Origin of the sequence: Bradyrhizobium sp. BR2003 (assembly GCF_009720285.1) — a bacterium.
GTDB classification, from domain to species: domain Bacteria; phylum Pseudomonadota; class Alphaproteobacteria; order Rhizobiales; family Xanthobacteraceae; genus Bradyrhizobium; species Bradyrhizobium elkanii.
Window position 1 is genome coordinate 91,227 of the sequence record NZ_SMYJ01000015.1, and the last position, 12,583, is coordinate 103,809.

Genomic DNA, 12,583 nt, shown 5'->3' on the forward strand with positions numbered 1-12,583 from the left:
ACTCCTCAGTTCGCCGCCGTGCCGCGGGTCACGATCTTGCCCAGCCCTGCGATCAGGCGGTCGAGCACGAAGCCGATGATGCCGACATAGAACAGCGCCAGGATGATTTCGCTGATATGCGAGGAATTCCACGCATCCCAGATGAAGAAGCCGATGCCGACGCCGCCGATCAGCATTTCCGCGGCGACGATCGCGAGCCAGGACAGGCCGATGCCGATGCGCAGGCCGGTGAACATGTAGGGCGCGGCCGCCGGGATCATGATCTTGGTGAAGAACTCCAGCGGATTGAGCTGCACGACCGCGGCGACGTTGCGGTAGTCCTGCGGGATGTTGCGGATGCCGACCGCGGTGTTGATGATGATCGGCCACACCGAGGTGATGAAGATGACGAAGATCGCCGAGGGCTGGCCGTCGCGGAACGCGGCGAGCGACAGCGGCAGCCAGGCGAGCGGCGGGATGGTGCGCAGCACCTGGAACAGCGGATCGAGCCCGCGCATCGCCCAGACCGATTGTCCGACCAGCGTGCCGAGCGCGATGCCCGCGATCGCCGCGAGCGAATAGCCATAGGCGACGCGCTGCAGGCTGGCGGAGAGATGCCAGAACAGACCCTTGTCGATGCCGCCATTGTCGAAGAACGGATCGAGGATCAGCTCCTTGGTGTCCTTGAACACTTTTGACGGCGGCGGCAGGCTGGAGCCGGCGCGCCGGCAGATCAGCTCCCACACCACGAGCAGCAGCGCGATCACGATCAGCGGCGGCACCACGCGCGCCGCGGTCGCCTTCGCCATCCTGGCGTAGGCCTCGGCGCGCGGCGCGCGCTTCGGCGTCATGGTCACGACCGGCGCCGCGGCAATGGCCGGCGGGATCGCCACCGCCGACACATCGGTCTTCATGGCAGGCATCGACATTGAACAAAAATCTCCGTGGTCAAAGGGAGAGCCGCGCTGCACGCGCGGCTCGCTCAAATCAGACGTCAACACGCTTGATGGACAACGACTTCAGATAGGCGGCGGGATCGGCGGGATCGAACACCTTGCCGTCGAAGAAGGTTTCCTTGCCGCGCGAGGTCGAGGCTGGAATGTCGGACACGCCAAGCTCCTTGGCAGCCTCCTTCCAGAGATCCTCACGGTTCACCTTGGCGATCAGCGCCTTGGTGTCGAAGCCTGCCTCGTACTTGCCCCAGCGGATGTCCTCGGTGAGGAACCAGAGGTCATGGCTCTGATACGGATAGGAGGCGTTGTCGCTCCAGAACCGCATCTGCTGCGGCGAATTCTCGACCACGCGGCCGGTGCCGTAGTCGAACTTGCCCTTCATGCGGTCGGTGATGTCCTCGACCGGGCAGTTGATCCACTGCCGCTTGGCGCAGATCGCCGCGGCCTCCTCGCGGTTCTCCGCCTTCTCGCACCACTGCTGGGCTTCCATCACCGCCATCAGCAGCGCCTTCGCGGCCTTCGGATTCTTGTCGACCCAGGCGGCGCGCAGACCGAACGATTTCTCCGGATGCTTGTCCCAGAGCTCGCCGGTCGTGATCGCGGTATAGCCGATGTTCTGATGGATCAACTGCAGATTCCACGGTTCGCAGACGCAGAAGCAGTCCATCGTGCCGACCTTCATGTTGGCCACCATCTGCGGTGGCGGCACCACGATGGTCTCGATGTCCTTGTCGGGATCGATGCCGCCGGCGGCGAGCCAGTAGCGGATCCAGAGATCATGCGTGCCGCCGGGGAAGGTCATCGCGGCCTTCACTGCCTTGCCGGAAGCTTTCTTCTTCTCCAGCGCCGCCTTGAACGGCGCGGTGTCGATGCCGACCTTGAGATCGGCATATTCCTTGGCGACCGAGATGCACTGGCCGTTCAGGTTGAGCCGCGCCATGATGTACATCGGCGTCGGCTGATTGTTCTGCGTCACCTTGCCGGCCGAGATCAGATACGGCATCGGGGTCAGGATGTGCGCGCCGTCGATGCCGTTGCCCTCGGAGCCGAGCACGAGATTGTCGCGCGTGGTGCCCCACGAGGCCTGCTTCTGGACCTCGACGTCGGGCATGCCGTATTTGGCGAAGATGCCCTTCTCCTTGGCGACGAACAGCGGCGAGGCATCGGTCAGCGCAATGAAGCCGAGCTTGGCGCCCTTCACTTCGGGACCCGCGCCCTCCGCGAATGCACCAGCGGGAAAGTTGAGCTTGGCCGCGGCGAGCAGCGCGGCGGCGCCACTGGTTGCCTTCAGGAACTGGCGACGGTTGATCGCGCGGCCTGAGGGCTTGTTGGTGGGCTTGGTCATCGGTCGTCCTTTGCGTCGTTGCGTTGCGGTGATGCGGCTTTGCGTCGAGCGCCCTCCTTCGGGTGGCGACGCGCGCAGGGCGCAAAAGGGCGTGCACCGGGGAGGCCCCGGTCTGGCGGCGTCAGAAATCCGATGGGGTAGCCTCGAGGGACGGCTTCAATGGCGTCGGCTAATGATTATTCAAGCCTTGTGCCAACCTACCGCAGTGCGAAAATCGATTTCGATGCAAAGCCTTGCGCAACATGTCGCAGCGCGCGCGAATTTTCCGCGCGCTGTCAAAATTTGCGGTTCGCTTAATTATTACGCGACGCACAAGAATTAAGCAGAAGCGTTCGGGAACCATTCAGGCGTCTTCGGTGACCTTGGTGCCGAGCGGCGCGGGCGCCATTCCGCCACCGGGCTTCACGTGGAATTCGTAGGTCATCAGGCTCCACGGCCCATCCGATTGCTGGCCATCGGGCATCACAGGATCGGTGCGCCGCTCGACCTTGGCGATCAATTCATCCTTCACGCCGAACACGACGTCGGAATCGATGTATTTGTCGCCCTCGACGAAGACATGCGTGATCAGCGGCTCGTAGCCCTTGGCGTTGACCAGGAAGTGCACATGCGCCGGCCGCATCGGGTGACGGTTGGTCTGCGTGATCATCTGCCCGACCGGGCCATCGGTCGGGATCGGATAGCTGCACGGCACGATGGTGCGGAAGAAGAAGCAACCGTCGGCATCGGTGATGAAGCGCGCCCGCGACGACGGACCTTCGGTGGCATAGCTCGGCTTCTGCGAGTCATAGAATCCGTCGTCATCCGCGTGCCAGACGTCGACCGGCACATTGGCCAGCGGCTTGCCGCCGAGGTCGGTGACGCGGCTCTGCACGAACATGCGCTCGCCGGGCAGGCTTGCCGAGATGTCGGTGCCGTGCGGCGTCACCTTGTGCTCGCCGACGTAGAACGGGCCGAGCACGGTGGTCTCGGTCGCGCCGTCGCGATCGCGATGGTTGACCGCATCGACCAGCATCGACACGCCGAGCACGTCGGACAGCAGGATGAACTCCTGGCGGATGTCGGTGCACTTCTGCCCGGTGCGGGTCAGGAAGCCGATCGCGTGGTCCCATTCCTCGAAGGTGAGATCGGTCCTGCGCACATAATCGTGCAGCGACTTCACCAATTCCTGCAGCAGGAACTTGGCCCGCGGATCGGGGGTCTGGTCGAAGCTGCGGATGACGGCGGCGGTGAGCTCGGTTTCGTTGAACTGGGTCATCTCGGCGTTTCCCTTGACGGATACCTTGGCAGATATTTTGGGCCCCTTCGGGGGCGCGATTGCAGGGGCGACCGTACACCACCAGCTCAATGCCAGTAAGCGGCAGCGGATTGGTGCGGCAGACACTTTTCGGCTATCAAGGCTGCCTTGCAAGCCGGAGAAACGCCTGATGCTAGCCCCCACGCCTGCCTCGCCCGAATCCGCGGGAATGTCGACCACTGCCCTCAACCGCCTCGAAGCGCACCTGAAGAGCCGCTACATCGATGCCGGCCGTTTTCCCGGCACGCAGGTCCTGATCTATCGCCGCGGCAAGATCGTGCATTCCACGGTCCAGGGCTTTGCCGATCTCGAGCGCAAGGTGCCGGTCAGGGACGACACCATCTTCCGCATCTATTCGATGACCAAGCCGATCACGTCGGTCGCCTTCATGATGCTGGTCGAGGAAGGCAAGGTCGCGCTCGACGAGCCGGTCGCGAAATACATTCCGGAATGGAAGAACCTCGGCGTGTTCGTCGCCGGCACCGCGCCTGCCTTCCTGACCCGCCCACCGACGCGGCCGATGCAGATCGTCGACCTCTTGCGCCACACCTCGGGCCTCACTTACGGCTTCCAGCAGCGCTCCAATGTCGACGCGGCCTATCGCGAGAAGAAGATCGGCGAAGTCATCAAGGCCGGCACGCTCGACGGCATGATCGAGGACCTGGCGAAGATCCCGCTGGAGTTCTCGCCGGGCGAAGCCTGGAACTACTCGGTCTCGACCGACGTGCTCGGCTATCTCGTCGGCAAGATCTCAGGTGTGCCGTTCGAGCAATTCCTGAAGGAGCGCATCTTCAAGCCGCTCGGCATGAACGACACGGATTTCTTCGTGCCGGACGACAAGGCGCATCGGTTTGCCGCCTGCTATTCCGCCGATCCGCAGGGCGGCTTCAACCCGCTCGCCGCCGAGCGCAAGGGCACGCTGACGCTGCAGGACGATCCGACCACCAGCTCGTTCCTGGCACCGCCTTCGCTGATCTCGGGCGGCGGCGGACTGTGCTCGACTGCGGCCGACTATCTGACCTTCTGCCGGGCGCTGCTCAATGGCGGCGAGCTCGGCGGCGTCAGGCTGCTCGGCCCGAAGACGCTGAAGCTGATGACCTCGAACCATCTGCCCGGCGGGGTCGACCTGCCGGCGATGTCGCGCTCGATGTTCGCCGAAGCCGCCTATAACGGCATCGGCTTCGGCCTCGGCTTCGCCGTCACCATGCACCCGGCGCAGACGCTGATCGCCGGCAGCCCGGGCGAATTCAACTGGGGCGGCGCCGCGACGACGTCGTTCTTCATCGACCCGGCCGAGGAGCTGATCACGATCTTCATGACCCAGGTGCTGCCGTCGAGCGCCTATCCGCTGCGGCGCGAGCTGCGCACCATGGTCTACGCCGCGATCACCGAGAGCAATCTCTGACATGACGTCATTCCGCGGCGCATACCGTGCGCCGCGGAACTTTTCCGATAACCAGCTGTTTCCTTTGGCGGATTTTCCCGCCTCCCCTAAGCTCACAGCAAATGGGCACCGACCTGGGGACATCGTGCCGAAACTGACATTGCCAGTCCGTCTCGCGCTTCTGGTCGCGGGAACGATGTTGCCGCTGATCATTTTCGCGGTCGGGATCGTCTTCCACAATTATCAGCGGGATCGCCAGGCGGCCACGCAGCGCGTGCTGGAAACGGCGCGCAGCATCCGCCTGCTGCTCGATGCGGAAATGCAGCGCATGACCGGCGGGCTGCAGGTGCTGGCGCTGACCAACTCGCTGCGCAACAGCGACTTCGACAACTTCCGCCGCGTCGCGGTCGGCTTCATCGACCAGTACGGCAAGGACGGCGTGGTGCTGGTGGCGGACCGCGCCGGACGCCAGGTGTTCTCCTCGCTGACGCCGGACACCGCGAGCCTGCCGCCACGCAACAATCTCGAGATCCTCGAGAAGGTGTTCACGACGCGGCAGCCGCAATACTCCAACCTGTTCTTCGGCGCGGTGAAGCAGCGGCTGATCATCACCGTCGAGGTGCCGGTGATGCGCGACGGCGAGGTGCTCTACGACATCTCCTTCAGCCCGCCGATCGAGGTGTTCCAGGCCATCATCGAGAAGCAGCGCCTCAACCAGGACTGGACCATCTCGATCTTCGACAGCGACGGCGTCAACCTGGCGCGGGTGCCAAACCCGCAGGCGACCATCGGCCAGCGCGCCTCGCCATCGCTGTTTGCCGAGATGTTCCGCCAACGCGAGGCGACGCTGCCGACCGTCTCGTTGGAAGGCGTGGCGCTGATCACCGGTTTCACCCGGTCGCGCGTCACCGGCTGGACGGTCGCCGCGGGGATCGCCGAGAACTCGCTGGTGGCGCCGCTGTGGCGCTCGCTGGCGATCACCAGCGTGATCGGTGGCGTCCTGCTGCTGGTCGGGCTCGGCTTTGCGGTGCGGATGGCGACCACGATCGCGCGCGGCGAGACGCTGCACGACCTGCTGATCGAAGAGCTCAACCACCGCGTCAAGAACACGCTGGCGATCCTGCAATCGATCGCCACGCAGACCTTCCGCAGCGCAAGCCGCACCGAGCGCGACAAGTTCGAGGGGCGGCTCGGCGCGCTCGCCGAGGCGCACAATCTGCTCTCGACCGACAAATGGCAGGGCTCCGACTTCCAGGACGTGGTCAGCCGCGTGCTGCGGCCGTATCTCTTGAACACGTCCGAGCGGGTCAGGATGTTCGGACCCCGCGTACCGCTGTCGCCCCGGCTTGCTTTGGTGCTGTCGATGATCCTGCATGAGATGGCAACCAACGCCGCCAAATATGGCGCGCTGTCCAACGACACCGGCACGGTGACGCTGGACTGGGAGATCCTCAACGAGAGCCCCGGACCGAAGCTGCGGATGATCTGGACCGAGACTGGCGGCCCGCCGGTCACCGCGCCGGTCCAGCGCGGCTTCGGCTCCCGCCTGATCGAGCGCAGCGCCCGCGACCAGCTCGGCGGCGAGGCCACCGTGGATTTCCTGCCCCATGGCGTCGTCTACACCGTGACCAGCGCCCTCGAAATCGACGGCTGACCGGGCAGGAGTGGCCGATCCTGCGACATCTTGGCACGCAAGTTGCTACGATGGGCGGGTTCGGCGCCGGAACCAGGGAGAAGTCATGTCGACCATCGCAGCGGAAGCGACAATTGCACGCAAGCCGCTCTACACATCACTGTTCGTGCAGGTGCTTGTCGCGCTGCTGCTCGGCATCGTCATCGGCATGGCCGCGCCCGATTTCGCGATCGGGTTGAAGATCTTCAGCGATGCCTTCCTGAAGCTGATCTCGATGATCGTGGCGCCGATCGTGTTCTGCGTCGTCGTGCACGGCATTGCGGGTGCCGGCGACCTCAAGAAGGTCGGCCGGGTCGGCGTCAAGGCGCTGGTCTATTTCGAGGCGATGACGACGGTTGCGCTCGTGGTCGGCCTGCTGCTCGCCTATCTGTTCGGCCCCGGCCACGGCATGAACATCGACACCTCGACGCTGGATGCGAAGGCGCTCGGGAACTACGCCAGCAACGCACAGAAGCTGAAGGGCGAAGGCATCGGCAGCTTCCTGCTCAACATCATCCCAACCACCTCGTTCGACGCGCTGTCGCGCAACGACGTGCTGCAGGTGTTGTTCTTCGCCATCATCTTCGGCGTCAGCCTGGCCCTGGTCGGCGGCGACAAGGGCGAGAAGATCTCCTCCTTCATCGACGCGGTCTCGACCGTGCTGTTCCGCGCCATGGGCCTGATCGTGCGCTTCGCTCCGATCGGCGTGCTCGGCGCCGTCGCCTATACGGTCGGCAAATACGGCGTCGGTTCGCTGAAGCAGCTGCTGTCGCTGGTCGCGCTGTTCTACGTGTCGGTCGCGATCTTCGTGGTCGGCGTGCTCGGCACCGTGATGGCGCTCGCCGGCATCAACATCCTCAAGTTCCTCGGCTACCTGCGCGAGGAGCTGATGATCGTGGTCGCCACGGCATCGTCCGACGCAGTGCTGCCGCAGGTGATGCGCAAGCTGGAGCGTTTCGGCGTCAAGGATTCGGTGGTCGGCCTCGTGATTCCGACCGGCTATTCCTTCAACCTCGACGCCTTCTCGATCTACCTGACGCTTGCGGTCGTCTTCATCGCGCAGGCGACCAACACACCGCTGTCGTTCGGCGACCTGATGCTGGTGCTCGGCGTGTCGTTGATCACCTCGAAGGGTGCGCATGGCGTACCCGGCTCGGCGATCGTCATCCTGGCAGCGACGCTCAACGCCGTGCCGAGTATCCCGGCGATCGGCCTCGTGCTGGTGCTCTCGGTCGACTGGTTCATCGGCATGGCGCGCGCGGTCGGCAATTTGATCGGCAACTGCGTCGCCACCGTCGTGGTCGCGGCATGGGAAGGTGACCTCGACCGCGACAAGGCCCGTCGCGTGCTCGAAGGCGCCGAGGCGGTTGACGTGACTGCGGGCTGAGCGGCGCGCCCAAAGCGAGCAGCGTCCCGCGCGTGACGCGGGGCGCGACTTACTTGATCAGCCTCAAATACGGCGGCAGTTGCCGGGTCGTCGATTGTTCCTGGACGGGCTCGTCCGACGCAATCATGTCACAGAGGGCCTTCAACTCGGAATCAGTCACCTTGTGGAGCTCCATCCGAAGCTCGAGGATGGCAAGGGACAACAGCCGCGCCGTCTCCGTGTTCGCCCGGTCGGTCAGGAACGCCTGACATTCCTCCAGCGTTGCGAGCAGCGCCAGCAACCGTTCTTCCGTGTTTGCGACCGGCATATCTTCAACTCCCGAAGCCGCGAGGTAGAGTCGAGGCCTTCCCCTCTTTCGCTTCATTGGCCCCTCCCGCCAGAGTTCGCCGGCTTGTCGTAGGCACATATTTGTTCCAGATGATCGAGAACTTTTGGGCAATTGTCCAGCAACATTCCGAAAGCCTGACTTGGACTTACGTCAAACTCTTGCAAACCGGATGATTCAGTCAAGCGCTCGCCGGCCGCTTCTCGACCTCAGGCTGCACTAGCTGGGGTTGCATCCACGCAACGACGCCCGTACAATATACCCGCCCGTAGAACTACGGGCACGGTGCATTGACGCCTATTATGCATGTACGCAAAATCTGTGTCGATCAAACTCGCGCTAGTTGTGGTTTGGTCAATATTTTGCCAAATGTAGAGGGCGGGGTGTCGACAGACACCTTGGCGCGGTCGACTTCAGGTAGTCGACCGAGTCGGTACTAGGGTGCTTCCGATGCGCTTTTGCGGTTGGATACCATCCCGCGATCTTCCTGGATTTCGTAGTTCAGACGAACTGGCGATCCACTCGAGCTTAACGCGGTACATCATGAACGTGTCTCTGACCCAGCCGGGCCAGGGATTCTCGATTTGAAGGACGGGTCACAAGAATGAACAGATCAGCAGCAAAGAAGATGAAGCAGCGCAGTGCCGGCAAGCCGGACATTGAGTTGGGCAAGCGGATTCGCCTGCGCCGTGTCGAGCAAAAGATCTCGCAGGCCGAACTCGGCGACAAGCTTGGCGTCAGCTTCCAGCAGGTTCAAAAGTACGAGAAGGGCGTCAACCGTGTCGGCGCTGCCCGCCTTCAGCAGATCGCGACGGCGCTGGATGTGCCGGTCACCTTCTTCTACGACGGCGACAACAAGGCTCGCGAAGTCGAGAGCCTGCTGTTCCTCGACAGCGCGTTCAGCCTCCGGTTGCTGCGCGCCTACAGCAAGATCAAGGATCAGACGGTGCAGCGTCAGCTGGTGTCGCTGATGGAATCGATCGCCGCCAACGAAGACTGAGCGCGGATCGGGTCGCGGCGCCGCGAACGCGATCCACCACACCGCAACGGCCGGTCCGCCGGCCGCCGCGGCCGCACATGCCGGTCGGACCGAGAAGATGTCGAAGCGCTGCCATTGCCGATGGCAGCGCTTTTTCTTGAGGCGCTGCTGTCTTTCAAGATTTTGTGATCCAGGCAGATAGCTTCAGTCCCCCGCGCCGGATGCGCGGTCATGAAGCGGCGACGAGCATCGCGTCATGATCTCATCGCTCCACGTGAGCATGCGCGCAGATCGCCGCGCATGCGCGCCGCGCTTTTCCAGTTCGCGCTCCGACTGCCCATCTCGCGCAGCGCAGGCGCACGCAATGCGTCGCTATTCTGTCGCGCGGCCAATTGTCGCCCGCACATCCGGCGACCTCATAACTCCCGCATTTCCTCAGTTGAACCGGCGCCGCCAGAACCGAGTGCACAAGCCAGTCTTTTTTGCCGCAGCAACGAAGTGGCCCGCATGGACGTTTTCAGGCTTCAACCAAGGAGATCTCGATGAATATCAAGCTTGCCGTTATTGGACTCGCCGCGCTTGGAAGCGCAGCGTTGATGTCCGGCGCGGCATCCGCGATGCCCAACGGGCTTCCGCAAGCCGGTCACATCGCGGGCGAAACGTCCAATGTCGACAAGGTGCGCCAGGTCTGCGATCGCTGGGGCCGCTGCTATTGGCGACCGGGCGCATACGGCTATTACGGACCGCGCCATCACGGATGGCATCATCGTCCGCACTTCCACCATCGCCTGCATCATTACGGGCACCGCCCTCATCACGGCGGACATCATGGCGGCCATCACGGCGGTGGACATCACGGCGGACACCATCGCTAATCATCAAGGAGGGGGCTTCGGCCCCCTCACCTTCCACGCTAGAGCGCTGCCAGCACCGCCTTCGCGACATCGGTCGTGCCGTTGCTGCCGCCGAACTCAAACGGCTTGATGCCGTCGGCGTAGACCTTGTCGACCGCGCGCTCGATCCGCTCTCCGGCCTCGGCGGCGCTTTCGAGTCCATGCTTGTCGGCGAGCCAGTCCAGCATCATCGCGGCCGACAGGATCATCGCGGTCGGATTGGCCTTGCCCTGCCCCATGATGTCGGGCGCCGTGCCATGACACGGCTGAAACACCGCGTAGCGGTCGCCGATGTCGGCTGACGGCGCCATGCCCATGCCGCCGATCAGACCGGCGGTGAGATCGGACAGGATGTCGCCGAACATGTTCTCGGTCACCATGACGTCGAAGTCCCACGGGCGCTTCACCAGCGCTGCCGCGGTCGCATCGATGTAGAGATGGTCAGCCCTGACGTCGGGATGACGCTTCGCAGTCTCGTCGAAGATGTTCCGGAAGAATGCGAAGGCCTTGAACACGTTCGCCTTGTCGACGCAGGTCAGCCCGCCGTTGACCTTGCCGCGCGCCTTGCGGCGTTCGGCGAGCCGGAACGAGAACTCGAACAGCCGCTCGGAGGTGTGGCGCGTGATCACCATCGTCTCGCGCGCCTCGCTGTCGGTGACGACGCCCTTGCCCATCGAGGCGAACAGGCCCTCGGTCGATTCCCGGATCACGACGAGGTCGATGCCCTTTCGATCGGCGCCGACGATCGTGCTCGATACGCCCGGGATCAATCGCGCGGGCCGCACGCCGGCATAGAGATCGAAGATCATCCGCAATTCGATCTGCGGCGCGATCTCGGTGTTGTCGGGGTAGCGCACCGACGGCAGGCCGCAGGCTCCGAGCAGGATCGCATCGGCCTCCTCGCACAGCCGGATCGTGCTCTCCGGCATCGACTTGCCGGTTTCCCTGTAATGGCCTGCGCCGGCCGGCGCCTCGGTGAAGCGGAATTTGAGACCGGCCGACGCCTCGATCCTGCGCAGCACGTCGAGCGCCGGCGCCATTACCTCGGGGCCGATGCCGTCGCCACCGAGGACGGCGATGTGAAGTGCATCGTTGGCGGACATGGGGATTCTCCGGAACACAACAGTCATTCCGGGGCGGCGCGGAGCATCGAACCCGGAATCTCGAGATTCCGGGTCTGGTGCTGACGCACCATCCCGGAATGACGGCGACCCGATTTACGGCGTCAGCACCGCGCGGCCCACCAGCTGGCCCTTCTGCAGGTTGGTCAGCGCCTCGTTCGCCTTTGCCAGCGGCATCGGCGTGACCGGGATCGCCGGAATCTTCTTGGTCCGCACGAGGTCGAGCAGCTCCTGGGTCTCGCGCAGATTGCCGACATAGCTGCCCTGGATAGTGACCGCCTTGATCGGGATCAGCGGCAACGCCCAGGTTGCGCCACCGCCGAACAGGCCGACGATCACGAGCTTGCCGCCCTTGGTCAGGCAGTCGAAGCCGAGCTGCGAGGTCTGGGCGTTGCCGACCAGATCGATCGCGGCGCGGATCGGCTGGCCGGCCTTCTTGATGAGCTGCTCCAGCGCGTCGGGCGCCTTGCCGTCGACGGTCGCGAGCGCGCCGGCGGCTTCGGCCGCCTCGCGCTTCCTGGCGTCGATATCGACCACGATCGCGCCCTTGCCGCCCATCGCCTTCAACAGCGAGAGCGCCATCAGGCCGAGGCCGCCGGCGCCGAAGATCACGATCGGCGTATCGAGGTCCTTCTCGACCTTCTTCAGCGCGCTGTAGGTCGTGACGCCGGAGCAGGCGTAAGGCGCGGCCGTGACCGGATCGAGCCCCTTGAGGTTCAGCAGATACTTCGGATGCGGCACCGTCATGTGATCGGCGTAGCCGCCGTCGCAATAGACGCCGAGCGCATTCGGCTTGATCGCGCACATGTTCTCGTCGCCGCCGAGGCAGGTCGGGCACTTGCCGCAGCCGAGCCAGGGATAGGCCAGCGCGACATCGCCGACCTTGAGGCCGCCCTTGTCGGCGTCCTTGACGTCGGGCCCGAAGGCCACGATCTCGCCGACCGTCTCATGGCCCATCGTGCGCGGCAGCGAGACGCCGCGATCCTTCAGCGACAGCGGCTTGCGGCCGTGGCCGAGATCATAGCCGCCCTCCCAGATATGCAGATCGCTGTGGCAGACGCCGGCGGCCTTGACCTTGATCAGCACCTGCGTGCCCGACGGCTGCGGCGTCGGCTGATCGACCTCCTTCAAGGGGGCGTTGAAATCGACGACCTGGAAACTCTTCATCGCTGTTCTCCCGTAGCTTGTTCTTAGCCCGGACCTTGCCACGCCTGCCCGTCCGGGACAAACGCGGTGTCGGCCTCCGGA

The 12,583-nt window shown here is 64.2% G+C and carries 12 protein-coding genes; 5 read left to right on the forward strand and 7 right to left on the reverse strand.

Annotation, left to right across the window (positions count from 1 at the left end):
- Positions 1 to 5: 5 nt before the first annotated feature.
- From ntrB to E2I15_RS10350, 3 genes are all read right to left on the reverse strand, one after another.
- Positions 6 to 908, reverse strand: a complete 903-nt coding sequence (gene ntrB / locus E2I15_RS10340) for a nitrate ABC transporter permease (RefSeq protein ID WP_137477081.1) — start codon at positions 906 to 908, stop codon at positions 6 to 8.
- 58 nt (positions 909 to 966) lie between these two features.
- Complete coding sequence (locus E2I15_RS10345) at positions 967 to 2,277, reverse strand: CmpA/NrtA family ABC transporter substrate-binding protein (RefSeq protein WP_137477082.1); 1,311 nt, start codon at positions 2,275 to 2,277, stop codon at positions 967 to 969.
- A 343-nt stretch (positions 2,278 to 2,620) separates the two neighbouring features.
- Complete coding sequence (locus tag E2I15_RS10350; protein ID WP_137477083.1) at positions 2,621 to 3,535, reverse strand: intradiol ring-cleavage dioxygenase; 915 nt, start codon at positions 3,533 to 3,535, stop codon at positions 2,621 to 2,623.
- A gap of 169 nt (positions 3,536 to 3,704) precedes the next feature.
- On the opposite strand from E2I15_RS10350, the gene E2I15_RS10355 reads away from it, so the two are divergent.
- The 3 genes from E2I15_RS10355 (at position 3,705) to E2I15_RS10365 (ending at position 8,017) form a co-directional block, all read left to right on the forward strand.
- Positions 3,705 to 4,979: a serine hydrolase domain-containing protein gene (locus E2I15_RS10355; RefSeq protein WP_137477084.1), complete on the forward strand. Its 1,275-nt coding sequence runs from the start codon at positions 3,705 to 3,707 to the stop codon at positions 4,977 to 4,979.
- Between the two features lie 124 nt (positions 4,980 to 5,103).
- On the forward strand, positions 5,104 to 6,612 hold the full coding sequence (locus E2I15_RS10360; RefSeq protein WP_170991414.1) for a sensor histidine kinase: 1,509 nt from the start codon (positions 5,104 to 5,106) through the stop codon (positions 6,610 to 6,612).
- Positions 6,613 to 6,697: 85 nt separating this feature from the next.
- Positions 6,698 to 8,017 carry a dicarboxylate/amino acid:cation symporter gene (locus E2I15_RS10365; protein WP_137477085.1) on the forward strand — a complete coding sequence of 440 codons (1,320 nt, stop codon included), beginning with the start codon at positions 6,698 to 6,700 and terminating at the stop codon, positions 8,015 to 8,017.
- 49 nt (positions 8,018 to 8,066) lie between these two features.
- Here the strand turns inward: E2I15_RS10365 and E2I15_RS10370 are convergent, their stop codons facing one another.
- Complete coding sequence (locus E2I15_RS10370) at positions 8,067 to 8,324, reverse strand: hypothetical protein (RefSeq protein ID WP_018270462.1); 258 nt, start codon at positions 8,322 to 8,324, stop codon at positions 8,067 to 8,069.
- A gap of 622 nt (positions 8,325 to 8,946) precedes the next feature.
- Here E2I15_RS10370 and E2I15_RS10375 point away from each other — a divergent pair.
- Positions 8,947 to 9,342: a helix-turn-helix domain-containing protein gene (locus tag E2I15_RS10375; protein ID WP_016844123.1), complete on the forward strand. Its 396-nt coding sequence runs from the start codon at positions 8,947 to 8,949 to the stop codon at positions 9,340 to 9,342.
- A gap of 414 nt (positions 9,343 to 9,756) precedes the next feature.
- Here E2I15_RS10375 and E2I15_RS39835 read toward each other — a convergent pair whose 3' ends face one another.
- On the reverse strand, positions 9,757 to 9,849 hold the full coding sequence (locus E2I15_RS39835; protein ID WP_422109813.1) for a hypothetical protein: 93 nt from the start codon (positions 9,847 to 9,849) through the stop codon (positions 9,757 to 9,759).
- Positions 9,850 to 9,863: 14 nt separating this feature from the next.
- Here E2I15_RS39835 and E2I15_RS10380 point away from each other — a divergent pair, with 14 nt between their 5' ends.
- Positions 9,864 to 10,196 (forward strand): hypothetical protein, encoded by a 333-nt coding sequence (locus E2I15_RS10380; RefSeq protein ID WP_155262310.1) that lies wholly within the window; start codon positions 9,864 to 9,866, stop codon positions 10,194 to 10,196.
- A gap of 38 nt (positions 10,197 to 10,234) precedes the next feature.
- On the opposite strand, the gene E2I15_RS10385 is transcribed toward E2I15_RS10380, so the two are convergent.
- Positions 10,235 to 11,317, reverse strand: a complete 1,083-nt coding sequence (locus E2I15_RS10385; protein WP_137477087.1) for an isocitrate/isopropylmalate dehydrogenase family protein — start codon at positions 11,315 to 11,317, stop codon at positions 10,235 to 10,237.
- Positions 11,318 to 11,431: 114 nt separating this feature from the next.
- A complete protein-coding gene (locus tag E2I15_RS10390; protein ID WP_137477088.1) occupies positions 11,432 to 12,502 on the reverse strand; it encodes an alcohol dehydrogenase in 1,071 nt (356 codons plus the stop codon).
- Positions 12,503 to 12,583: the final 81 nt, after the last annotated feature.

What these genes read in the sequence shown, in the direction of transcription:
- ntrB (WP_137477081.1), bottom strand. Translation starts at nt 908, where the DNA reads ATGTCGATGCCTGCCATGAAGACCGATGTGTCGGCGGTGGCGATCCCG.
- E2I15_RS10345 (WP_137477082.1), bottom strand. Translation starts at nt 2,277, where the DNA reads ATGACCAAGCCCACCAACAAGCCCTCAGGCCGCGCGATCAACCGTCGC.
- E2I15_RS10350 (WP_137477083.1), bottom strand. Translation starts at nt 3,535, where the DNA reads ATGACCCAGTTCAACGAAACCGAGCTCACCGCCGCCGTCATCCGCAGC.
- E2I15_RS10355 (WP_137477084.1), top strand. Translation starts at nt 3,705, where the DNA reads ATGCTAGCCCCCACGCCTGCCTCGCCCGAATCCGCGGGAATGTCGACC.
- E2I15_RS10365 (WP_137477085.1), top strand. Translation starts at nt 6,698, where the DNA reads ATGTCGACCATCGCAGCGGAAGCGACAATTGCACGCAAGCCGCTCTAC.
- E2I15_RS10370 (WP_018270462.1), bottom strand. Translation starts at nt 8,324, where the DNA reads ATGCCGGTCGCAAACACGGAAGAACGGTTGCTGGCGCTGCTCGCAACG.
- E2I15_RS10375 (WP_016844123.1), top strand. Translation starts at nt 8,947, where the DNA reads ATGAACAGATCAGCAGCAAAGAAGATGAAGCAGCGCAGTGCCGGCAAG.
- E2I15_RS10380 (WP_155262310.1), top strand. Translation starts at nt 9,864, where the DNA reads ATGAATATCAAGCTTGCCGTTATTGGACTCGCCGCGCTTGGAAGCGCA.
- E2I15_RS10385 (WP_137477087.1), bottom strand. Translation starts at nt 11,317, where the DNA reads ATGTCCGCCAACGATGCACTTCACATCGCCGTCCTCGGTGGCGACGGC.
- E2I15_RS10390 (WP_137477088.1), bottom strand. Translation starts at nt 12,502, where the DNA reads ATGAAGAGTTTCCAGGTCGTCGATTTCAACGCCCCCTTGAAGGAGGTC.